Genomic DNA, 21,788 nt, shown 5'->3' with positions numbered 1-21,788 from the left:
GTCCCACCGATAGGGTGAAGTCGTGTTGCGAGAGGTCCCGAATCTGCTCACCGTGCTGCGGCTCATCGCGGTGCCGGTGATGCTTGTGTGCCTCGTCGAGTCCGGCGACTCGCAGGCAGGGTGGCGTTGGCTCGGGTGGGGCATCTTCGTGTTTGCCGCCGCGACCGACGCCTTGGACGGCTACCTGGCGCGTCGCTGGCAAGCCGTCACGGCCTTCGGAAAGCTGGCAGACCCCCTCGCGGACAAGGCGCTGGTGTTGGCCGCGCTTGGCTTTCTGGCGTTCGACCACGAGACGCCGTGGTGGCCGATCATCATCATCGCGGTGCGAGAGATCTCCGTCACGGTGGGTCGCCTGGCCGTCGCCCGCGACGTCGTCATCCCCGCATCGTTCGGGGGAAAGGCCAAGACCGCGCTGCAGGTCGCGGCGATCTTCTTCCTGCTGCTGCCCACCACGGCCGCCTGGGTGGACACACTCGGATGGTGGCTGCTGCTGGTCTCGGTGGTGGCTGCCGTGGTGACCGGGCTCGACTATGGGTGGCGCATCTTTGGTGTGGCGAGGCGTCACCGCGTCGCACCCCCAGCACCCGGGTCAGTCGTGGCCGACAGCGTGGACCCGAGCGGAAATGCGGGCTGAAGCGGCCCGAGTGGTCGCCCTGGCCCGTGATGCGGGAGTGAGCATCGCCACGGCGGAGTCCCTGACGGGCGGGCTGGTGTGTTCCGCGCTGGTGGACGTGCCTGGGGCGTCCGCCGTTGTCAAGGGCGGCATCGTCGCGTACGACGCCGAGACAAAGCACCGGCAACTGGGCGTGAGCAGGCGGCTGCTCGAGACCGATGGCCCCGTCAGTCACGCGGTGGCCACGTCGATGGCACGCGGGGCGCGCAGCCGCATGGGCGCCGACGTTGCGGTCGCGACCACCGGCGTAGCTGGCCCTGACGCCCACGGGGGCAAGCCTCCTGGGACCGTCGTCATCGCCGTGGTGGGCCCGCAGGGGGAGCGCGTCACCACCGTTCATCTCGACGGCGACAGGGACGACGTGCGCCACGGTGCGGTCGCTGCAGCGCTGTCACACCTGGAGGCGATGCTGTCGAGGTTGCCACATTCGTGAATTCAGACTCGTTTGCGGGAACACCCCTGCGGTAGTCTGCGTTGGAGTAGACATGCACGATGCAAGCACGATGAAGGGAGCACGAATGCCTGTCCTGCGCAATGAACTTGGCGACGTGCTCCGTGACGCTCGTCTTGGCCAAGGCAAGACGCTTCGCGATATCTCCTCCCAGGCCCGCGTTTCTCTCGGGTACCTGAGCGAGGTAGAGCGCGGCCAGAAGGAAGCCTCGAGCGAACTGCTCGCCTCCATCTGTGATGCGCTCAACGTTCCCATGTCCACGATTCTGCGTGACGTGTCGGAGCGTTTCGAGATGGCGGAGAGCCTTGTCGATGCCCGCTTGCTGTCGAGGATGCCCTTGATGCCGAAGATTCCCGACACGGTTCCCGAGCTCCTGCACTCGATCGAACAGTAGGAACGGTTGCGGCTCTCCGAGTTCCGCGACGCCGTCGCGGTGGCTTTCGGCCAGGAGTACGCGCCCACGCTGTGTCGTGAGATGGCGCTCACGTCGCTCGACTCCCTGACGGCGCAACAGGCGCTCGATAAGGGCATTGCTCCGCGCGACGTCTGGCACGCGCTGTGCGACCAAATGGATGTGGATCCTGCGGTGCGCGCGGGCCGCGATCCCCGCATGATCATTCCGCCGCGCCGATAGCGGCGTGTCGTCGCTCATCGAACATGCGTTCGATTACACTCGTGCCCAGGGCGACCGCGCGTCGTTTCTCCCCACCAGGGGATGTCGGAACGGTTCCATGTCAGACCCGCGACGTAGCGTCGTAGCGAACGACACGGCACCGTGAAGGTGTCCCGGAGCTGGCAACAGTCGGCACGAGCGATGAAGGACAGTCATATGGCACAGGCAGCGGACCGCTCCAAGGCACTCGAGGCCGCACTGGGGCAGATCGACAGGCAATTCGGCAAGGGCTCGGCAATGCGCATGGGCGACACGGAGCGGGTGGCCGTGGCGGTCATCCCGACCGGCTCGATCGCGCTCGACATCGCGCTCGGCATCGGTGGACTTCCGCGCGGGCGCGTCGTGGAGATCTACGGCCCCGAGTCGTCGGGAAAGACTACGGTGGCGCTGCACGCGGTCGCCAACGCACAGGCCGCCGGCGGTGTCGCGGCCTTCATTGACGCCGAACACGCGCTCGACCCCGAGTATGCGAAGAAGCTTGGCGTTGACATCGACAACCTCATCATCTCGCAGCCCGACACGGGCGAGCAGGCGCTTGAGATCGCGGACATTCTGATCCGCTCTGGCGGTGTCGACGTTCTGGTGATCGACTCGGTCGCGGCACTGGTGCCCAAGGCCGAGATCGAGGGCGAGATGGGCGATAGCCACGTTGGCTTGCAGGCGCGCCTCATGTCACAGGCGCTGCGCAAGATCACGGGTGCCATTGCCACCACCGGCACCACGGCGATCTTCATCAACCAGTTGCGCGAGAAGATCGGGGTGTTCTTCGGTTCGCCCGAGACCACCACGGGTGGCAAGGCGCTGAAGTTCTACGCATCGGTGCGGCTGGACATTCGTCGCATTGAGACCCTCAAGGAGGGAACCGACCCGGTCGGCAACCGCACGCGAGTCAAGGTTGTCAAGAACAAGATGGCGCCGCCCTTCAAGCAGGCCGAGTTCGACATCATGTACGGATTCGGTATCTCCAAGGAGGGCGGCATCATCGACATGGGCGTCGAACACGGCTTCGTCAAGAAGTCCGGTGCTTGGTACACGTACGAGGGCGATCAGTTGGGACAGGGCAAGGAAAACTCCCGCCAGTTCCTGAAGGACAACCCGGCGCTGCGCGACGAGATCGAGAAGAAGATCAAGGATAAGTTGGGCGTGGGCGCTCCGCTCCCGATCGACGCCATCGCGATCGACATCGAGGCGGACGCCAAGGCCCTCGAAGCCGCTCTGGCCAAGGAGAAGTCCTCCCTCTAGGAGGCCCTCTCCCCACGTCACGTCATGACTCCGCGCGCTCGGCGGGAAGCCCCCACGACGGCTCCTCCCGCCGAGCGCGCGCGCGAGTTAGCGCTGAGCATCCTGACGCGGGCACCGCGCAGTTCGGCAGACCTCCGCGCCCGGCTTGTCGCCAAAGAGGTGGCGCCCGAGGTGGCGGACGAGGTCATCGAGCGCTATATCGAGGTGGGTCTCCTCGACGACGCAAGCCTCGCCGCGACGATCGCGCGCACGCGTCACGCCGAACGAGGGCTGGCACCCCGCGCCATTGTTCAGGAACTCCGCCGCAAAGGCTTTGAAGAGGACCACATTCGCGCGGCGCTCGAGCCGCTCACCGCCGACGTTGAAGCGGACACGGCTCGCCAACTCGCCACCAAGCGATGGATCCGTGAGTCGCATGCGGAGACGGAGGCGCGCGTGCGCCGCACCGTGTCGCACCTCGCGCGCAAGGGTTACTCCACCTCGCTCGCCTTTGCGCTCGTGCGAGACTTGCAACGTGCCGATAGTGAGGCTGAGGGCTAACAGAAGGGAGCGTCGTGCAGACCATCGCAACCATTGCGACTCTCCTGTTGTTGCTGGCGTCCCTCTTGGTGGTCAATCGCGCCCGCAAGGAGGCTCAGGGGGAGCGAGAGTCGGCGCGTGTCGAGATCGAGTCGATGCGTGAGGACGCGCGAGCCCAGCTGGCAGATGCGCAACGGCGCGAAGAACGCGTGGCGCTCACGGAACGCCGCGTGGCCGAGGACCAGCGCAACGCACAGGCGTACGCGCGCGGGCTCGAAGAGCGCGCCATGGTGGTGTCCCGCGAAGAGAAGCGACTGGCCAACGAGCATGAGCGACTTACCGTCGAGCACAGCGAGAGGCTCGCGGAGATCGCGGACCTGAGCCCGAGCGAGGCCCGAAAAGAACTGATCGCCCGAATGCGGGCCTCCGCCGAATCGGAAGTCGCACAGGAGGCCCACCGACGCATCAAGAGGGCCCGAAGTGAGGCGGAACGCGAAGCCCAGCAGATCCTCTTGTCCGCAATGCAGAAGCAGGCCGCAGCTACCAGCGCGCAGGGAGCCGTGACCCGCATCGAGTTGCCGTCGGAGGAGATGAAGGGCCGCATTATCGGGCGCGAGGGCCGCAACATCCGCGCATTCGAGGCGCTCACCGGAGTCAACGTGATCGTGGACGAGGGCGTGGACGCCGTTCAACTGTCCTCGTTTGACGTGGAGCGTCGCGAGGTTGCCGAGGTGACCCTGCGCGCGCTGATCGACGACGGCCGCATCCAGCCGCAACGCGTGGAGGCGGCCTATGCCAAGGCCTTGGCCGACGCTCCGCGACGCTCGATGAACGCCGCCCTCGACGCCGTGGAAGAGGCGGGCGTTTCCGGTGTGCCACACAGCATTCTGGAACTCGTGGGCGCACTGAGGTTGCGCACGTCCTATAACCAGAACGTGCTCGCACACCTGGTCGAGTCCGCGAACCTCGCTGCGGCAATCGCGCAGATGGTCGGCGCCAACGTGGAACTGGCGCGGCGCGCGGCATTCCTGCACGACATCGGCAAGGCGATGACGGGTCACCATGAGGGCACCCACGCTCTGCTGGGGGCACGCGCGGCGCACGAGGCCGGGGAGGCGCCCGACGTGGTCAACGCGATCGAGGCCCACCACGACGAGGTGCCCCAGCAGACCATCGAGGCCGTGATCGTGCAGGTCGCGGACGCCGTCTCGGCCTCACGCCCGGGCGCCCGCCGTGACGACGTCGATTCGTACGTCGAGCGCATGGAGTCGCTGGAGAAGTTGGTCGCGGAGCACGAGGGCGTGGCCCACGTGTACGCCATGGCCTCCGGTCGCGAATTGCGCGTCGCCGTCGAGCCGAGCGTGGTCGATGACGACGGCGCCACGCAACTTGCACGTACCATTGCTGAGCACATCGAGAGAGACTTCAGCTTCGCTGGGGAGATCAAGGTGACGGTGATCCGCGAGACTCGCGCGGATTTCGTTGCCGGACAGGCATGACAGCAATGCGGACCTACGTCGTCAAGACGCTCGGCTGCCAGATGAACGTGCACGACTCTGAGCACATGGCCGGGCTGCTCGAAACCGCCGGCTACAGCGCGGCCCCCGCGGGGTCCGAGGACGCCGACGTGGTGGTCATCAACACCTGTGCGGTGCGCGAAAACGCGGCCAACAAGCTCTACGGCAACCTGGGCTATCTCGCGTCCGTGAAACGCAAGCGTCCGGACATGCAGATTGCCGTGGGCGGCTGCCTGGCTCAGAAGGACCGCGGGGACATCGTCACCAAGGCCCCTTGGGTGGACGTCGTCTTCGGAACCCACAACATCGACGTGCTGCCCGCGATGCTCGAGCGCGCCCGCCATAACGAGGCCGCCCAAGTCGAGATCGAGGAGTCCCTCAAGGTCTTCCCGTCCACGCTGCCGAGCCGCCGCGACTCGCACTCCGCCGGATGGGTGTCCATCTCGGTAGGCTGCAACAACACGTGCACCTTCTGCATCGTCCCGTCATTGCGCGGCAAGGAGCGCGACCGCAGGCCGGGGGAGATTCTGGCCGAGGTCGAGGCTCTGGTGGCACAGGGCGTCATCGAGGTGACCCTGCTGGGCCAGAATGTCAACTCGTACGGGGTCGAGTTTGGCGACCGCGGCGCATTCGCCAAGCTGCTGCGTGCCTGCGGTCAGATCGAGGGCTTGGAACGCGTGCGCTTCACATCGCCCCACCCGGCGGCCTTCACCGACGACGTCATCGCCGCGATGGCCGAGACTCCCAACGTGATGCCCAGCCTCCACATGCCGCTGCAGTCCGGGTCCGACGCGGTGCTGCGTGCCATGCGCCGCTCGTACCGCTCGGAGAAGTTCTTAGGGATATTGGACCGCGTGCGCGAGGCCATGCCCGACGCCGCGATCACCACCGACATCATCGTGGGCTTCCCCGGAGAGACCGAGGAGGACTTCCTCGAGACGATGCGAGTGGTGGAGCAGTCCCGCTTCACCAGCGCATTCACCTTCCAGTACAGCCCGCGGCCCGGCACGCCGGCGTTTGAGCGCGAGCCGCTGCCCAAGGAGGTGGTTCAGGAGCGCTTCGAGCGACTGCTCGCGCTTCAAGACGAGGTCTCGCTGCGCGACGCGCAGGCTCAGGAGGGCCTCGTGGTGGAACTGCTGGTGCTCGATGGCGGCGGCCGCAAGGGCAAGGGCAAGGGTGACGGCGAGCGGCTGAGCGGCCGCGAGCCGGGCAACCGCCTGGTGCACTTTGGCGTGCCCCAGGGGGCCGATGTGCCGCGCCCGGGCGACATGGTGACGGTGCGCATCTCGCACGGCGCTCCGTACCACCTCATTGCCGACGGCCCCGATGCCGCTTCCGCCTACTCGGTGCGCCGCACCCGCGCCGGTGATGCGTGGGACGCCGCCTCAAACCCGGACCACGAACACGACTCGTGCGGCACATCCTCACCGGGCGGTCCTGTGGGCCTCGGCCTTCCTCAGGTGAGGGTCGCGTCCGCGTGACCCGGCCGATCGTCGCGATCGTCGGCGCGACGGCCACCGGGAAGTCGGCCGTCGGCCTCGCGTTGGCACATCTGCTGGGCGCGGACGACGCTCCTGGCGCCGAGATCGTCAATGCGGACTCGATGCAGTTCTACCGGGGCATGGACATCGGCACGGCCAAGCTGCCGGTCGATGAGCGGCGGGGGGTGGCGCACCACCAGCTCGACACGCTAGACGTCATCGAGGACGCGTCGGTGGCTCACTTTCAGGAGTCGGCGCGCGCGGATATCGCGGCAATTCACGGGCGTGGGTTGCGCACGGTCGTGGTGGGCGGCTCGGGACTGTACTTGAGGGCGCTGTTGGACCGCTTCGACTTCCCGGGCACGGACCCTCAAGTGCGCGCCCGTCTGGAGGCCCGCGTCGTGGCCGAGGGCCCAGGCATCCTGCACCGGGAACTCGCTGCACTGGACCCGCGGGCCGCCGCCAAGATCCACCCCCGCAATGCCAAGCGCATCGTCCGGGCGCTGGAGATCATCGAGGTGGCGGGCGACTACACGAGCTCGTTGCCGCGCCACGAATACGAGTCTCCGGCCATTCAGATTGCCCTGGAGTTGCCGTACGAGGCGCTCGACGAGCGGATCGCGGCGCGCGTGGACCGCATGTGGGCCGACGGCCTCGTGGACGAGGTGAAATGCCTGGTAAACGGGGGCCTGCGCGAGGGTGTGACGGCCCGCCGCGCGGTCGGCTACGCGGAGACCCTGGCGCACCTGGACGGCGAATTGGACGGGGTCGAGGCGCGTGAACTGATCAAGCGCAACACGCGCCGCTTGGCACGCAAGCAGGACCGCTGGTTTCGGCCCGACCCGCGCGTGTACTGGATTCCCGCGCCCGCAGACGAGGCCGACGTGGAACGCGCCGCGCGCGACGCCCTCGCGTTGGTGCGTACGCTTGAGCCATGACCACGTTGAGGTTCACCAAGGGGCACGGGACCCAGAACGACTTCGTGCTGCTCTTTGACGAGCGTGGCGAGATCGACCTTACGCCGGACCTGGTCACGTTCCTGTGCGACCGCAGGGCGGGCATCGGCGCGGACGGCGTGATCCGCGCCGTGCGGTCGGGATCGCTCGCGGCGGGAGCGGGGTACGACCCGGCGACATGGTTCATGGACTACTGGAATGCCGACGGATCCGTGTCGGAGATGTGCGGAAACGGGGCGCGCGTGTTCGGCGCTTTCCTGGAGCGCGACGCTGGCGTGGACGCACGCGGCGGCATCACCGTCGGCACCCGTGGAGGGGCCCGCACGGTGACATCCCTGGGAGACGGCCGCTACTCCGTCGGCATGGGTACGTGGGCACTGGGCAAGACGCGCGACGGCTTTGACGCCGAGGTGGAAGCGCGAGGCCTCACCCCGCCGCGCCCTGCGCTCAGCGTGGATGTGGGCAACCCGCACCACGTGGTCGCGCTCGCGTCGCCCGAGGAGTTGGAGGCTCTGGACCTGAGCTCGGCGCCGCGAGTGAGCCCGCGCCCAGAACATGGCTCCAATGTGGAGTTCGCGGTCGCACTGGGCGGCGAGATGGTGGGCGACGAACCCCACGGGCGCGTGCGGATGCGCGTTCACGAGCGCGGCTCGGGGGAGACGATGTCGTGCGGCACGGGCGCTTGTGCGGTAGCCCTTGCGGTCCGCTCATGGGCGGGCCCAGGTGCGCCCAACGTGTGGGACATCGAGGTCCCCGGCGGCATGGTGACCGTGCGCATCCAAGAGGACCGCACCGTGCTCGAGGGTCCGGCCGTGCTGGTGGCCGATGGAGAGGTGGACGTCTCTGCGGTGCTCCACCCGGTCACGTCGGGATAGGCCCGCACGCGACCGGACCGGTGGCGCGCGGGTGGCGAGCTACGACGGTGGGGCGGTCAGCGTCAGCACCCTGAATCCTTTGGACGACCGCACCTTGCGGACCTCGCCCCACGGCGCCCCGGCATCGTCCGTCTGGTCCGCAATCCAGCGGGCCAGCGAGTCGGCGCCCAGGTTCTTCTGCACCACCAGCCATGCCTCGCCGCCAGGCACCAGTCGCGGCAGCCACGCGGCCAGCAGCTCGTGCAAAGCAGCCTTGCCGATGCGGACGGGCGGGTTGGACCAGATCGCGTCGAAGCGCGCCTCGGCGGGTACGTCTTCGGCGGTCACCACGGAAATGGGAGCCAGGTCCGGCGCCGACCCCTTCACGCGGGCCACGTTGAGGCGCAGCAGGTCCATGGCGCGCTCGTTGACGTCCAGCGCGGTCACGCGAGCACCTGGTTCGCGCAGCGCCGCCGTGAGCGCGATGGGACCCCAGCCGCAGCCCAGGTCCAGCACCTCGCCCGCCGGGGGAGCGCCCACGGTGTCGAGCAGCACCGTCGTGCCCAGGTCCACGTGGCCGGGCGAGAACACACCGGGGGCGGTCTCCAGCGCGAAGGTACGGCCGTCGAGCGTCACACTGATCTGGCGCCGCTCATCGGCCGATGCGGGCTTCGCCGAGAAATAGTGCTCCACGGCAAGAAGCGTAGTGCGCGCCCCTGGGCCGTCGGCCCCAATGAGACACTAGGTACCTCATGAAAGAACCCTTGGACGAGTCCACCGACGCCGCGCCGTCGCCCACCTCGGTCGAATCGGTGATCGACCGGGTGCTGTCGCGCGCCGGCACGGCCGTGAGCGCGCGCGAGACCGGGCGCACCGACTACGACGGCGACCAGTTTGAGCGCGAGCAGCGCGAGGGCCTCAGGCGGGTCGGAAGCCTGTCCACCGAGCTCGAGGACATCACCGAGGTCGAGTACCGGCAGTTGCGACTCGAGCGCGTGGTGCTGGTGGGCCAGTGGTCACACGGGACCGCAGCTGAGGCGGAGGTCTCCCTGCGCGAGCTTGCCGCGCTCGCGGAGACTGCGGGCTCCGAGGTGCTCGACGGCATGCTGCAGCGCAGGCCCAAGCCCGACCCCGCCACCTACATCGGCAAGGGCAAGGCCGTCGAACTGCGCGACGTGGTGAAGGCTGTCGGCGCGGACACCGTCATCGTGAACGACGAACTTCAGCCCAGCCAGCGCCGCGCGCTGGAGGACGTGGTCAAGGTCAAGGTCATCGACCGCACCGCCCTGATCCTCGACATCTTCGCCCAGCACGCCAAGTCCAAGGAGGGCAAGGCGCAGGTCGAGTTGGCCCAGCTCGAATACCTGCTCCCGCGCCTGCGCGGTTGGGGTGAGTCGATGTCCCGCCAGGCCGGCGGCCAGGTGGGCGGCGCCGCGGCCGGCATGGGCTCACGCGGGCCAGGCGAGACCAAGATCGAGCTCGATCGCCGCCGCATCCACACCCGCATGGCGATCCTGCGCCGCCAGATCAAGGCGATGGAGCCCGCGCGTAACGTGCGCCGCGGTAACCGGCTGGCCATGCCCAACGTCGCGATCGTCGGCTACACCAACGCGGGGAAGTCGTCGCTGCTCAATCGGATCACGGGTGCGGGCGTGCTGGTGCACAACTCGCTGTTCGCCACGCTGGACCCCACGGTGCGCCGCGCGCACACGCCCGACGGCCGCGACATCACGGTGTCCGACACGGTGGGGTTCGTGAAGGACCTGCCGCACCAACTGGTGGCCGCGTTCCAGTCCACGCTCGAGGAGGTCGCGCACGCGGACCTCGTGCTGCACGTGGTCGACGCGGCCCACCCCGATCCAGAGGGCCAGATCACTGCCGTCCGCACCGTCCTGGCCGACGTCCCGGGTGCCGACAAGGTGGCCGAGTTGCTCGTCTTCAACAAGGTCGATGCCGCGGACCAGGAAACGTTGCTGCGTTTGCGCGGCCGCCGCGAGCCGAGCATCGAGGTCTCGGCGCTCACCGGTCAGGGCATCGACGATCTCCTCGAAAGGATCGGCCACATGCTGCCGCGCCCGCCCGTGCGCGTGGACGTCACCCTGCCGTTCGCACGCGGCGACCTCGTCAACGAGGCGCACCGCGAGGGCGAGGTGCTGAGCGAGAACCACGCGGGCGACGGGTACCACCTGGTGGCTGATGTCTCCGACGCGCTCGCGGCGCGCATTCGCGAGGCCGCTTCGGCCGCCTCGTGACGCCTGCGAAGGGCGCGGCCGACGCCGGAGCCGCCGAGCTTCTCGCGGGCGTCGTTGCGGCCATGGGCGGGGAACGCCGCGAGGGCCAAGAGGCGATGGCGGAGGCCGTCGAGACGGCGCTCGCGGGAGGCGAACACCTGTTGGTCCAGGCAGGCACCGGAACGGGAAAATCCCTGGCGTATCTGGTGCCCGCCGTAGCGCGCGCCGTGCACGCAGACGAGCGCATCGTCGTTTCCACCGCCACTCTGGCCCTGCAGCGCCAGGTGTACTCGAAGGACCTGCCCGCCGTGATCGACGCACTGGAACCCGCCCTGGGAACGCGCGCCCGCTCGGCACTGTTCAAGGGCCGCAGCAACTACCTGTGCGTGCACAAGATGTCCGGCGGTTACGAGGGCGGCGAGGACGACGACGGCGCGCTCCCGCTGGGGCCGACGTCCGACCTGGGCCGCGAGGTGGTGCGGCTCAATGCGTGGGCGGAAGAGACCGACACGGGGGACAGGGATGACCTTGTTCCGGGTGTCAGCGGGCGCGCGTGGGCGCAGGTGTCCGTCACCGGGCGTGAATGCCTGGAGAGCACGTGCCCCATGGCGTCCGAATGCTTCTCGCAGCGAGCGCGTGAGCAGGCCGCCCGCGCGCATATCGTGGTCACCAACCACGCGGTGCTGGGCGTGCAGGCCACCAGCCACGACATCCTTGGCGAGCACGACGCCCTGATCGTGGACGAGGCACATGAACTGGTCAGCCGCATCACCTCATCGGCCACCCACGAACTGACGGTGCGCGCGGTCGAGCGGGCGGGACGCCGCGCGAGGCGCATCGGCGTCACCACCACGAGCCTCGAGGCCGGCGCACGGGCCGTCGAGACCGCCTTGGCCGCGGAAACCGTGGGGCGGCTGCGCCTGGGTCCCTCGGAGGAACTCGCGGCCGCCATCGAGCTTGTCCGCTCCGGGGCCCGCGACGCCCTCAGCGCCGTCGCCAAGATCACCAAGGAGTCCGGCGGCGCCCGCGAGGCCGGTGCCGGGGCCAAGATGGCCCAGGCCGCCCTGGCCGACGTGGTGGACGTGTGCGAGGAGCTCCAGGCAGACCCCGGCCACTACGTGGTCTGGCTTGCCCCCGCGGACGGCGACTACGACGCGACCACGCCCGACCGCATCCTGGCGGCCCCGCTTGACGTGGCGTCCGTCATCGGCGACCGGCTGGTGGGGGACAAGCCCTCGGTGTTCACGTCCGCGACGCTTGCGCTGGGAGGCGGTTTCGAGACCGTCGCGCGCCACCTGGGCGTGCATGAGCCCGTCACGCTCGACGCTGGCAGCCCCTTCGACTATGCGACGCAGGGCATCCTGTACGTCGCGTCGCAGCTGCCGCGACCGGGCATGGGCGGAATCTCGCCCGAGGCGCTGGACGAGCTCGAGGCGCTCATCAGCGCCGCCGGCGGCCGGACACTCGGCCTGTTCTCCTCGCATCGGGCAGCGTTGGCCGCCGCGGAGGCCATGCGGGAACGACTGGACGTCCCCGTGCTGTACCAGAAGGACGACCAGGTCTCCACGCTGGTACGCCAGTTCCGGGAGGACCCGCGCACGTGCCTCTTCGGCTCGACCACGCTGTGGCAGGGAGTGGATGTACCGGGGGCAACGGCGAGTCTGGTGGTCATCGATCGGATTCCTTTCCCGCGCCCTGACGAGCCGATCTCGCAGGCCCGCACGGAGGCGGTGGGGCGCGCTGGAGGCAACGGCTTCTTGGCGGTGAGCGCCACGCACGCGGCGCTGCTGCTGGCCCAGGGAGCGGGTCGACTGATCCGGAACGGGACGGACAAGGGGGTGGTGGCCGTGCTTGACCCGCGCCTGGCCACGGCCGGCTACCGAGGTTTTCTCACACGTTCCCTTCCGCCGATGTGGGTGACCACGGATCGGGAGGCCGCTTTGGGTGCCCTGCGTCGCTTGGACGCGGAGGCATCTCGTACCCTTGAGCCGGAGGTGGCCGAACGATGACCAGTGTTGATGCCGGCGGCGGACAGACCGGCGGCGGACAATCCGAGGAATTCACGCGCGGACAGCTGGCGGAGCGGGCGCGCTTTGCCGAGTACCTTGCCCACTTTGAGAAGTCGAGTCGCGCCATGGCGGAGGCCGCCAAGAGCGATGATTCGCGGATCTACCAGACCACGATTGCCAACGCGATGCAGGCCATGGGCCAGGCCATCAAGGGCGGCTTCCACTGGCAGGATGGCTGGCGCTCGTCCTGAGTGACGGGGCCAGAGTTCCGGCGCACGCACCTGAGGGACGCCCCGGGCTACACCCGGCGCGCGGAACTCACTGCATGCCCGGGGCTACACCCGGCGCATCACCGACACCACCTTGCCCATGATGCGGGCGTGCGTGCCATCGATGGGCGTGTAGGCGGGGTTGTGGGGCATCAGCCACACCTGGCCGTCCTTGCGCCGGAGCGTCTTGACCGTGGCCTCGTCATCCAGCAACGCGGCCACGATGTCGCCGTTTTCGGCGGTATTCTGCCGCCGTACCACCACCCAGTCGCCGTCGCAGATCGCGGCGTCAATCATCGAGTCGCCGGACACGTTGAGCATGAACAGGTCACCGTCGCCCGTGAGCTGACGGGGGAGTGAGAAGACGTCTTCGACCTGCTGATCCGCGAGGATCGGCCCACCGGCGGCAATGCGGCCCACGAGCGGCACGTCTACCACGCGGTCATCGTCGGCGCCGTGAAGGCGAGGAGGCGCCGACGGGGTCTCTGCGACCTCTTCCGGCAGCACCACTTCGAGCGCGCGGGGACGATGCGGGTCTTGGCGCAAGTAGCCCTTGGTCTGAAGCGCAGTCAGCTGGTGCTTGACGGACGAACTGGAGGTGAGGCCCACCACGTCGCCAATCTCACGCATCGACGGCGGGTACCCGCGGGTGGCCACGGAGTCCCGGATCGCCTCGAGGATCCGTCGTTGACGATCCGTCACCTCGCCCCCCGGCAAGGGGAAATCGTGGATGATCGCGTCCTGCTCATCGCCTGACATGGGTGCCTCCCCGGCCGGTGTCCAGTGTCCCGGGCTCAATGTCAGACCCCGGTGGTCTTCTTGTTCTCGACGGTAGGGCACTGCGGCGAAGAAATCAAACATATGTTCGAGTGTTTCTTGCGGCGTGTCGGCCATACGTGCTAGAAATAGAACACACGTTCGACGAACACGTGTTCGAAGGAGGAACTGAGATGACGATCCGCATGGTGAACACCCCAGCAGTGCGGGTCCGCCGCTGGGTTGCCGCCACGGTGCTCGCCGCCGTCGCACTCCTCGTGGCTCCGCAGGCCTTCGCTCATGAATCCGGCGCCCCCGCCGCCACGGACACCTACGTCGTGGCGCAGGGGGAGACCCTGTGGTCCATCGCCCAGTCGATCACCCCGTTGGACCGCGACGTCCGCGACACGGTGGCGACGCTCAAGACCATGAATGTCATGGTCTCATCCGTGATTCACAGCGGCGACCAACTGATCGTCCCGATCTACGGATAGGGCGTTGTTCGCGCGGACGCCTCACAGCGCCGCGACGTGGGACAGTAGTGGCATGCATTGCCCATTTTGCAGGCACGCCGATTCTCGCGTGATCGATTCCCGCACGGCCGACGACGGTTCGGCGATCCGTCGTCGCCGCCAGTGCCCCAATTGCGGGCGTCGTTTCTCCACGGTGGAAACCTTCTCGCTGTCCGTGGTGAAGCGCTCCGGAGTGGTGGAGCCCTTCTTGCGCAGCAAGATCATCTCCGGCGTGCGCAAGGCATGCCAGGGACGCCCCGTGTCCGACGATGACCTCGCGCTCCTCGCGCAAAAGGTGGAGGAGTCGATTCGCGAGTCCGGGCAGGCGGAGATTGACGCGCTGGACATCGGACTCGCGATCCTGCCCCCGCTGAGGGAACTCGACGAAGTGGCGTTCCTGAGATTCGCGAGCGTCTACCAGGCCTTCGACTCCCTGGCGGACTTCGATCAAGCCATCGCCGAGCTGCGACGTGAGGACCAGGCCGGCGCGGTGACGTCAGAGGACGGCGCCGAGAACTCGGAGTAATGCGGGCGGGTGGATCACGAGGCCCACCCGCTGGTTAGCCGCGCTTGGGCTTCTTCGGTCCGGCCTTCTTGCCAGGACCCTTCACGCGCGGCTTGCCTCGACGTGAGGAACCCTCTGCAGCGGCCCTGGAGCCCTTACCGTCCTTGCTCTTCTTGGCGCGTGGCTTGCGTGGCGTACGGTTCGGATCGAAGTCGTCTCCAAAGCGCTTCTTGGCCTCGCTCTCCCGGGACGCAAACTCGCGTTCACGCCTTTCGGCGCGCGTCGGCTGAGCACCCCGACGCTTGTCCGCCGTGTCGGACCACCGTGTGGGTGCTCCCTCACCGGAAGGTCTGCGATCGCCCGTCGCGGGCCGCGAGTTCCCTGGCTGTCCGCCGCGGGAGCCGTCACGGGCGCCGCGCGGCGGTCGGGAGTCCTTCCACGCCGGTCGCGCATCATCGCGAGCGGGACGCTTGGTATCCCTCGCGGGCCACCGATCATCGTCAGACGGACGCTTGGCATCCCTGCTAGGACGCTGGGAATCGCGGTCAAGGGTCTTGCGCGGTGGCCGCTTGTCGTCGCGGTCGGGCCGGGACGCTGTGCGATCGTCGCGGTGCTTGGGCGCCCCGTAGGAAGCACGATCAGGGCTCTGACGGTGCGCGGTTGCCCCGCTGCGAGGGGGCTGCGTCGCCTCCGCCTCACGTCGCGCGAGCTGGCGTTCCCGTTCTGCCAAAGCCCGTTCGCGCTCGGCCAACTCGCGTTCGCGTGCGGCGATCTGGCCGCGTCCCTCAGAAGGCTCGTCGCGGCGTCCGGACGGGCGAGACGGGCGTCGCTCAACCCGTCCGCCCTGCCGGTCGCCACGGCCACCCTGTCGTTCGGGGCGACCCCGGCTCCCTCGTCGATCCGAGCGGGCAGGGGGGAGCGGTTCGTCGACGGGACCGCCGAAGGGCTCGCGGGCGCCGGTGAGTGAGTCGATGCGCTGCAGGGCCTTCGCGTCGATCGTGCGGAAGGACTCCTCCTCGGCGTCGATGTTCGCCTCACTGAGGATGCGCTGAACGGCGTGGTGTTGGTGGGGAAGCGACAGGAGGACGGCCAGGCCGTCGGCCCCGGCGCGCCCGGTGCGCCCTGCACGGTGGGTGTAGTCGCGATAGTCGGCGGGAGGGTCGATCTGTAGCACCAGGTCCACCGCGTCCACGTGGATGCCGCGCGCCGCGACGTCGGTGGCCACCAGGACGGGCAGTCGCCCAGCACGGAACTCCGTCATGGCGAGGTTGCGTTCATTCTGGGCGCGGTCGCCGTGCAGCGCGACGGCGAGCACGCCTTGGGAGCGCATATCGGCTGCCACCCGATCCGCGGCCAGCTTGGTGCGTACAAAGCACAGGGTGCGTCCCTCACGCGCGGCGATGCGCGTTGCCATCCGGTACTTCTCGTGCGGCGGCACGGACAGCACCACGTGCCGCTGGCTCGGGACATCGGAGCCGTCGGTGACGTCGTGCAGCACCGGATTGGTCATGAAACGGGCGACGAGGGTGTCAACCACGCCGTCAAGAGTCGCCGAGAACAGCAACCGTTGCGCGTCCGCGGAGGTCTTATCGAGGATCTCGGTGATCTCCTCTGCGAAGCCCATTTCGGCCATGTGGTCGGCCTCGTCCACCACCGTGATCCGCACCTGGCTGAGATCGGCGTGTCCCTGGCGCATGAGGTCGCGCAAGCGCCCCGGCGTCGCGACCAGCACGTGTACCCCACGCTCAAGTGACATGATCTGCTTCGACATGGACAGCCCGCCGGCGATGAGCCGAATCGATAGGCCCATCGCGTGGGTGTACGGCTCGAGGGCATCGCCCACCTGCATCGCGAGTTCGCGGGTGGGGACCAGGATGAGCGCGAGGGGACGGCGCGGTCCGGGCTTTTCGGAGCCCGCGAGCCGGGCGAGCATCGGTAGCCCAAAGGCGAGCGTCTTGCCGGAACCGGTGCGCGCCTTGCCCAGCACGTTCCGTCCCGCCAGGGCATCGGCGATGGTCGCCGACTGGATGGGGAAGGCGGTGGTCAGTTCAAAACGAGTCAGAGCGTGCAGGAGCTCGTCGGGCAGGCCAAGATCTGCGAAAGGTACCCCGCCCGCGTCTATGACAGCACCCGCAGGCGAACAGTCGCCTGCATGTTGGACAAGGCTTCGACCGCGTCATCCGTGAGTCCGTCCGAGATGTCGGTGACCACGTAACCCAACTCTCCTCGCGTCGCGAGCATTTGACCCTCGATGTTGACGCCATGCTCGGCGAACTCGCGGTTCACGGCCGCGAGGACGCCGGGCACGTTGACGTGCAGGTGCACAACACGGTGTGAGCCCTGCGGCACCTCCAGCGACAGGTTGGGCAGGTTGACGGACAGCGACGTGGAGCCGTTGTGGACGAAATCGCGCAGCCGGGTGGCCACAAAGATGCCGATGTCGCGCTGGGCTTCCTCGGTTGAGCCGCCAATGTGTGGGGTCAGGATCACGTTGGGGGTGTTCTGCAGCGGCGACGAGAAAGCGTCGCCCTTGGCCTTGGGCTCGACGGGGTACACGTCGATCGCTGCCCCGCCGATCTGGCCGGACTCGAGGCCCGCCTTGAGGGCCTCGATTTCCACAATGAATCCGCGCGACAGGTTCAAGAACAGTGCGCCTTCCTTCATGGCGGCGAACCGTTGGGGGCCGAAGAAGCCGGAGTTGCCCGGCCGGCCGTCAACGTGGAGGGACACGATGTCGGCCTCGGCCAACAACGCCTCCAGAGTCGGCATCTTGGTGGCGTTTCCGAGCGCCAGCTTCTCCGCGTTATCGAAGAAGATCACGTTCATGCCGAGCGCTTCGGCGATCACGGACAGCTGGGAGCCGATATTGCCGTAGCCGACGATGCCGAGCGTGCGCCCGCGAATCTCGTGGGCGCCGATGGCGGACTTGGACCACACGCCGGCGTGCATCTGCCGGTTGTGCTCGGGAAGGCGGCGCGTCAGCGAGATCATCTCGGACAGGGCCATTTCCACCACGGAGCGCGTGTTGGAGAACGGGGCGTTGAAGACCGCGATGCCTAAGCGGGCGGCCGCGGCAAGATCGATCTGGTTGGTGCCGATCGAGAAGGCACCCACGGCGATGAGGTCCCTGGCCTCCTTCAGCACGCGTTCGCTGACGTGAGTCTTGGACCGCAGGCCGAGGAGTTGGACGCCCTTGAGGGCGTCGATCAGTTCGTCCTCATCGAGCGCGCCTGCGCGGTTGTCTACCGCGATGTCGGCGGCGTTGAGGATTTCGGTGGCCTGAGGATGAAGTGTTTCGAGGAAGAGTGCGCGCACGGGGGTCATGGTCTCGCACTTATGACCCGTTTACCAACTTCGCGACGCGTCGGGGACCTTCGCTCGGGGGGTCCGCCGTCCGGCGGACGTTGCCGGTCTGGCCGTTCCGGGAGTCGGCGTACCGGCAAAGCCCCCGCGGCTCCGGCGGCACGCCGCTACGGCGCGACGAGGCCGGCCGGTAGTGGGCCGTGGTGCACGAGGACGAGCCTGCGTGTGGGTCGCGTGAGGGCCACATAGAGGTCTTGGGCCACGTGGGCCACCGCAGCGGGGTCGGCGACCACCACTGCGTCGTATTCGAGCCCCTTGGCGTCGCGTGCCGACAACACCTCTACGCCCGACGGAGCCGCCGCAGCCAACGCCTCGATCATGTCGGCGGGCGCGATGATCGCGACCATGCCACCTCCGCGCTCAACGAGCGAGTCGACCTCGTCGGCGGCGGCAGACGCCGCCTTGTCCACCACCTCGTTCTCGTGTGCCACCGCGATCGCGGCGACGGCATCGTCAACCTCGCGTGCGGCGCTCATCTCGCTGACAGGCAGTCCGGCGGCACGCGCGAAACCCTGAGCCGCGGTCGCCACGGCGGCGGGGATGCGGTAACTGATGGTGAGTTCGCGGAGGTTCCAGCCCCCTTGGAACTGCGGGTCCATCGTCTCGGGCCACCACCGCGTGCCGGCAGGGGACGACGTCTGCGCCACGTCTCCCACGATCGTGAAGGATCGCGACGGACAGCGTCGTAGCAGCATGCGCCACGCCATCGGGCTGAGTTCCTGTGCTTCGTCCACGACCACGTGGCCGTAGGTCCAGGAGCGGTCCTCGGACGCGCGCTCCGCGACGGAGCGCTTCAGCGTGGGGGCCTGCATGCGGTCGGCGAGCATCTCGGCCGTCACCAGGCCGTCGCCGCCGATGCTGGCGAGGACTTCCTTGGCATAGCGCAATTGCGCCTTGCGGTCGGTCTTGGGGGATCCCGTCTGCGGCAGGTCCCCGAGCAGTTCGGCGGCCTCGTCCAGGAGCGGCACGTCGGCGTCGGTGAGCGGTGCGTCGGCACTCCTGAACAGCACGTCACGCTCAGTGACGGAGTGCCGGGAGGCGCACTCGTCGAGCAGGTGGCGCTTGGACAGCAGGTCGCGCAGCAACGCCACGGGGGTCACCGGCAGCCAGCACAGGTTGATGGCAATGCGAATGTCGCGGTCGTCACGCAAGTCGCGGGCGATCTCCTGGCGGTCGGACTCCTCGATCTCGGGGCCGAGGTAGTCCGCAACCTGGCGAGAGAGCCGGTTGATCATCTCCTTGGCGAACGTGGCGCGGGCCTCGTTGTGGGGCTTGCCGTCCCGGCGCGCACGTGACTGGGCCTCGCGCACGTCGGAGCGCTTGATCACCACGGGACGGCCGTCGATGCGGAACTCCTGGTCCTTGCGTGGCACGCGTTGGCGCTCACGGACGGCCGCGCGAATCACGCCGGCCATGTCGGCGCGTCCCTTGAGCATGGCGACGTCGTCGGATTCGCGCACCGTGGGCCCGACGTCGCGCACCAGCCCGGCCAGGGTGGTGGAGACCGCTCCCGTTTCACCCAGCGACGGCAGCACATGGTCGATGTAGCGCAGGAACGAGGAGGAGGGGCCGATGAGTAGCACGCCGCGCCGCTCCAGTAAGTCACGGTGGTGGTACAGCAGGTAGGCGGCGCGGTGCAGAGCCACGGCCGTCTTCCCCGTGCCCGGTCCGCCCTGAACCACGAGGGCGCCCTGCAGGGGAGCGCGGATCACCGCGTCCTGCTCGGACTGGATGGTGGCGACGATGTCCCCCATGCGGCCCGTGCGGCGCGCATCAAGCGCCGCCAGGAGTGCTCCCTCGCCGGCGAGCGAGGACTCCTGACCGGAGGCGCGCAGGGCCTCGACGTCAAGCACGTCGTCCTCGACGGCCATGACCTTTCGTCCTCGAGTGGTGAGGTGCCGACGGTTCATCACGCCCGACGGGCGGGCGGCCGTGGCGGCGTAGAACGGGGTTGCGGCGGGCGCGCGCCAGTCCGTCAACAACGGCACAAGGTTCTGGTCCGACAGGCCGATGCGGCCCACGTAGAGCCTGTCGCCTCCGGCCATGTCGAGACGCCCGAAGCACAACCGATCCTCGACCGCGTCGAGTTGGGCGATGCGATCCTCGTACAAAGTGGCGAAGGCGTCGCGCTCGGAGCGGTTTTGGGGCGATCCCGAGGGACCCGAACGGCGCACATCGACAAGACGAGAGTTCGCCTCGTCCCTGATGGCATCGAGCCTGGCGTAGAGAGTGTCAACGACCCTCTGTTCTGCGTCGAGACCGGGTCCCGCCGTCACCGTGGACTCGTCGTGCATGCCCGCCCTTTCACGTGGCCCGCGACTCCCGCGGGCAGTAGACCATCCTCCCATGGCATGCACCCATTGAAACAGCGCGGGCGTTCGCGGGGCGCGATATCGCACTCTGCGCGCGCGCTGGCGTGCGAGAGTGATGACATGGCACTCATGACGTGGGACAACGACGGTGTGGAGCAGTGGGCATCTGCATCCGGCTCCGATGCCGTGCTGCTGCAGTCGCTTCGTGGTTTTGTCGACGCGGGCAGAGTGGGCAAGCTGATCCGCGATCACGTGGTGAGCATGTCGGAACCCGTTCGAGTCGTCACTTTCAACGTGGACGAGTTGCTTGACTACCGCTCGCGGCGGCCCGAAATGACGTTCTCGATCAACGAGTGGACCGCGTACGACGAGCCCTATCTCGCGATCGACATGGTCCGCGATGCCGAGGACCAGCCGTTTCTGATGCTGCATGGCAGCGAGCCGGACATCCGCTGGGAGTTGTTCATCTCGTCGGTCCGCGAAGCCGTGAAGCGACTGGGCGTCGGCCTGACCGTTGGCGCCTACGGAATACCCATGGGCGTGCCCCACACCAAGCCGATGACATCCACGACCCACGGCACGCGGCAAGACTTGTTGCGCGACTCGCCCGGAATGTTTGGCACCGTCAACGTCCCTGCGTCGGCCCAGAATCTGCTCGAATACCGCTTTGGTCAGTGGAGCCTTGACGCCGTCAATGTCGCGGTGCACGTGCCCTACTACTTGGCGCAGTCCTCGTTGCCGCAGGCGGCGCAGCACGCATTGATTCAGGTCGAAGGCCTGACCGGACTGTCGCTCGATCCGTCGCGGCTCGACGGTGAAGCCGGAACGGCGATGGCCGAGATCGTGCGCCAGATGGCCGAATCCGAAGAGGTTCAAGGCCTCGTCGCGACCCTCGAAGCGCAATACGAGGCGATGGAGACCGCCCGTCGCGACGGCATCGAAGTGGACGGGCCGCTGCCCACGGCAGATGAGCTGGGAGCGGAATTTGAGAAATTTCTCGCTCAACAGCGGCGAGACCTTCCACCAAACGACTAATCCGTGTCATGATAGGTGCGGTTGCAAGTACGTAGTGTGCAAGACCCGCCTCTTTGGGGGCACGGGACAAGGCATTGCGGCGACGAGCAGGGCAAGTCGCCCCGCTTCCCGTCCCGGGCATCTCAAGGCAAGGAATTACAGGCATGGCACAAGGTTCCGTTAAGTGGTTCAACGCGGAAAAGGGCTACGGCTTCATCGCGCAGGATGGCGGAGGCGCTGACGTCTTCGTTCACTACTCTGCGATCGTGACCGACGGCTTCAAGTCCCTCAACGAGGCGCAGCGCGTCGAGTTCGAGGTGACACAGGGTCCCAAGGGCCCGCAGGCAGAGGATGTGCGCGCCCTCTAAGGGACGCATCATTCCGACAAGCCGCCGTTCCTGTGAAGGGACGGCGGCTTTGTCATCTGTCGTTGCCCAGGAAAGCCGGGAAC

Annotated in this window: 22 protein-coding genes; 17 read left to right on the top strand and 5 right to left on the bottom strand. The window is 67.9% G+C overall.

The window, feature by feature from the left end; all coding sequences use genetic code 11:
* Nucleotides 1–22 precede the first annotated feature (22 nt).
* The 10 genes from pgsA to dapF all read left to right on the top strand — a co-directional run bounded on the left by pgsA (nucleotide 23) and on the right by dapF (nucleotide 8,387).
* Complete coding sequence (gene pgsA / locus QZZ29_RS09965; protein ID WP_291382907.1) at nucleotides 23–634, top strand: CDP-diacylglycerol--glycerol-3-phosphate 3-phosphatidyltransferase; 612 nt, start codon at nucleotides 23–25, stop codon at nucleotides 632–634.
* Nucleotides 624–1,106 (top strand): CinA family protein, encoded by a 483-nt coding sequence (locus tag QZZ29_RS09960; RefSeq protein WP_291382905.1) that lies wholly within the window; start codon nucleotides 624–626, stop codon nucleotides 1,104–1,106. Before pgsA ends, QZZ29_RS09960 begins: the two co-directional genes overlap by 11 nt.
* Before the next feature lie 85 nt (nucleotides 1,107–1,191).
* Nucleotides 1,192–1,518: a helix-turn-helix transcriptional regulator gene (locus QZZ29_RS09955; RefSeq protein ID WP_291382904.1), complete on the top strand. Its 327-nt coding sequence runs from the start codon at nucleotides 1,192–1,194 to the stop codon at nucleotides 1,516–1,518.
* A 6-nt stretch (nucleotides 1,519–1,524) separates the two neighbouring features.
* Nucleotides 1,525–1,758, top strand: coding sequence for a DUF3046 domain-containing protein (locus tag QZZ29_RS09950; protein WP_291382902.1), 234 nt, complete (start codon nucleotides 1,525–1,527; stop codon nucleotides 1,756–1,758).
* A gap of 195 nt (nucleotides 1,759–1,953) precedes the next feature.
* Nucleotides 1,954–3,039, top strand: a complete 1,086-nt coding sequence (gene recA, locus QZZ29_RS09945; RefSeq protein ID WP_291382901.1) for a recombinase RecA — start codon at nucleotides 1,954–1,956, stop codon at nucleotides 3,037–3,039.
* A gap of 24 nt (nucleotides 3,040–3,063) precedes the next feature.
* Complete coding sequence (locus QZZ29_RS09940) at nucleotides 3,064–3,579, top strand: regulatory protein RecX (protein WP_291382900.1); 516 nt, start codon at nucleotides 3,064–3,066, stop codon at nucleotides 3,577–3,579.
* A gap of 14 nt (nucleotides 3,580–3,593) precedes the next feature.
* The gene (locus QZZ29_RS09935) at nucleotides 3,594–5,057 is read left to right on the top strand and encodes an Rnase Y domain-containing protein (RefSeq protein WP_291382899.1); all 1,464 of its coding nucleotides are present in this window, start codon (nucleotides 3,594–3,596) and stop codon (nucleotides 5,055–5,057) included.
* The gene (gene miaB, locus QZZ29_RS09930; protein ID WP_291382897.1) at nucleotides 5,054–6,556 is read left to right on the top strand and encodes a tRNA (N6-isopentenyl adenosine(37)-C2)-methylthiotransferase MiaB; all 1,503 of its coding nucleotides are present in this window, start codon (nucleotides 5,054–5,056) and stop codon (nucleotides 6,554–6,556) included. The genes QZZ29_RS09935 and miaB overlap by 4 nt, the downstream gene beginning before the upstream one ends.
* The gene (gene miaA / locus QZZ29_RS09925; protein WP_291382896.1) at nucleotides 6,553–7,494 is read left to right on the top strand and encodes a tRNA (adenosine(37)-N6)-dimethylallyltransferase MiaA; all 942 of its coding nucleotides are present in this window, start codon (nucleotides 6,553–6,555) and stop codon (nucleotides 7,492–7,494) included. The genes miaB and miaA overlap by 4 nt, the downstream gene beginning before the upstream one ends.
* The gene (gene dapF / locus QZZ29_RS09920) at nucleotides 7,491–8,387 is read left to right on the top strand and encodes a diaminopimelate epimerase (RefSeq protein ID WP_291382895.1); all 897 of its coding nucleotides are present in this window, start codon (nucleotides 7,491–7,493) and stop codon (nucleotides 8,385–8,387) included. Before miaA ends, dapF begins: the two co-directional genes overlap by 4 nt.
* A 39-nt stretch (nucleotides 8,388–8,426) precedes the next feature.
* Here the strand turns inward: dapF and QZZ29_RS09915 are convergent, their stop codons facing one another.
* On the bottom strand, nucleotides 8,427–9,059 hold the full coding sequence (locus QZZ29_RS09915; RefSeq protein ID WP_291382893.1) for a methyltransferase: 633 nt from the start codon (nucleotides 9,057–9,059) through the stop codon (nucleotides 8,427–8,429).
* A gap of 59 nt (nucleotides 9,060–9,118) precedes the next feature.
* Between QZZ29_RS09915 and hflX the strand changes: the two genes are divergently transcribed.
* From hflX to QZZ29_RS09900, 3 genes are read left to right on the top strand one after another with little or no spacing between them, the layout of a single operon-like run.
* A complete protein-coding gene (hflX, locus tag QZZ29_RS09910) occupies nucleotides 9,119–10,618 on the top strand; it encodes a GTPase HflX (RefSeq protein WP_291382892.1) in 1,500 nt (499 codons plus the stop codon).
* Entirely contained in the window at nucleotides 10,615–12,606 is a 1,992-nt protein-coding gene (locus QZZ29_RS09905; RefSeq protein WP_291382890.1) for an ATP-dependent DNA helicase, read from the top strand. Before hflX ends, QZZ29_RS09905 begins: the two co-directional genes overlap by 4 nt.
* Entirely contained in the window at nucleotides 12,603–12,857 is a 255-nt protein-coding gene (locus tag QZZ29_RS09900; RefSeq protein WP_291382888.1) for a hypothetical protein, read from the top strand. Before QZZ29_RS09905 ends, QZZ29_RS09900 begins: the two co-directional genes overlap by 4 nt.
* An 84-nt stretch (nucleotides 12,858–12,941) precedes the next feature.
* On the opposite strand, the gene lexA is transcribed toward QZZ29_RS09900, so the two are convergent.
* Nucleotides 12,942–13,634: a transcriptional repressor LexA gene (lexA, locus tag QZZ29_RS09895; protein ID WP_291382886.1), complete on the bottom strand. Its 693-nt coding sequence runs from the start codon at nucleotides 13,632–13,634 to the stop codon at nucleotides 12,942–12,944.
* Between the two features lie 191 nt (nucleotides 13,635–13,825).
* Between lexA and QZZ29_RS09890 the strand changes: the two genes are divergently transcribed.
* Nucleotides 13,826–14,125: a LysM peptidoglycan-binding domain-containing protein gene (locus QZZ29_RS09890; protein ID WP_291382884.1), complete on the top strand. Its 300-nt coding sequence runs from the start codon at nucleotides 13,826–13,828 to the stop codon at nucleotides 14,123–14,125.
* A gap of 52 nt (nucleotides 14,126–14,177) precedes the next feature.
* Nucleotides 14,178–14,669 carry a transcriptional regulator NrdR gene (gene nrdR / locus QZZ29_RS09885; protein ID WP_291382883.1) on the top strand — a complete coding sequence of 164 codons (492 nt, stop codon included), beginning with the start codon at nucleotides 14,178–14,180 and terminating at the stop codon, nucleotides 14,667–14,669.
* Between the two features lie 34 nt (nucleotides 14,670–14,703).
* Here nrdR and QZZ29_RS09880 read toward each other — a convergent pair whose 3' ends face one another.
* From QZZ29_RS09880 to QZZ29_RS09870, 3 genes are all read right to left on the bottom strand, one after another.
* Nucleotides 14,704–16,677 carry a DEAD/DEAH box helicase gene (locus QZZ29_RS09880; protein WP_291382949.1) on the bottom strand — a complete coding sequence of 658 codons (1,974 nt, stop codon included), beginning with the start codon at nucleotides 16,675–16,677 and terminating at the stop codon, nucleotides 14,704–14,706.
* Between the two features lie 89 nt (nucleotides 16,678–16,766).
* On the bottom strand, nucleotides 16,767–17,972 hold the full coding sequence (gene serA / locus QZZ29_RS09875) for a phosphoglycerate dehydrogenase (protein WP_291382882.1): 1,206 nt from the start codon (nucleotides 17,970–17,972) through the stop codon (nucleotides 16,767–16,769).
* Between the two features lie 146 nt (nucleotides 17,973–18,118).
* On the bottom strand, nucleotides 18,119–20,305 hold the full coding sequence (locus tag QZZ29_RS09870; protein ID WP_291382881.1) for an AAA family ATPase: 2,187 nt from the start codon (nucleotides 20,303–20,305) through the stop codon (nucleotides 18,119–18,121).
* Between the two features lie 138 nt (nucleotides 20,306–20,443).
* On the opposite strand from QZZ29_RS09870, the gene QZZ29_RS09865 reads away from it, so the two are divergent.
* Entirely contained in the window at nucleotides 20,444–21,358 is a 915-nt protein-coding gene (locus QZZ29_RS09865) for a PAC2 family protein (protein WP_291382880.1), read from the top strand.
* A 143-nt stretch (nucleotides 21,359–21,501) separates the two neighbouring features.
* Nucleotides 21,502–21,705, top strand: coding sequence for a cold-shock protein (locus QZZ29_RS09860; RefSeq protein ID WP_291382879.1), 204 nt, complete (start codon nucleotides 21,502–21,504; stop codon nucleotides 21,703–21,705).
* Nucleotides 21,706–21,788: the final 83 nt, after the last annotated feature.

Source organism: Demequina sp., assembly GCF_016278765.1.
GTDB lineage: Bacteria > Actinomycetota > Actinomycetes > Actinomycetales > Demequinaceae > Demequina.
The sequence above is the reverse complement of the archived record's forward strand: the minus strand, read 5'-3'. Positions and strand labels throughout refer to the sequence as shown.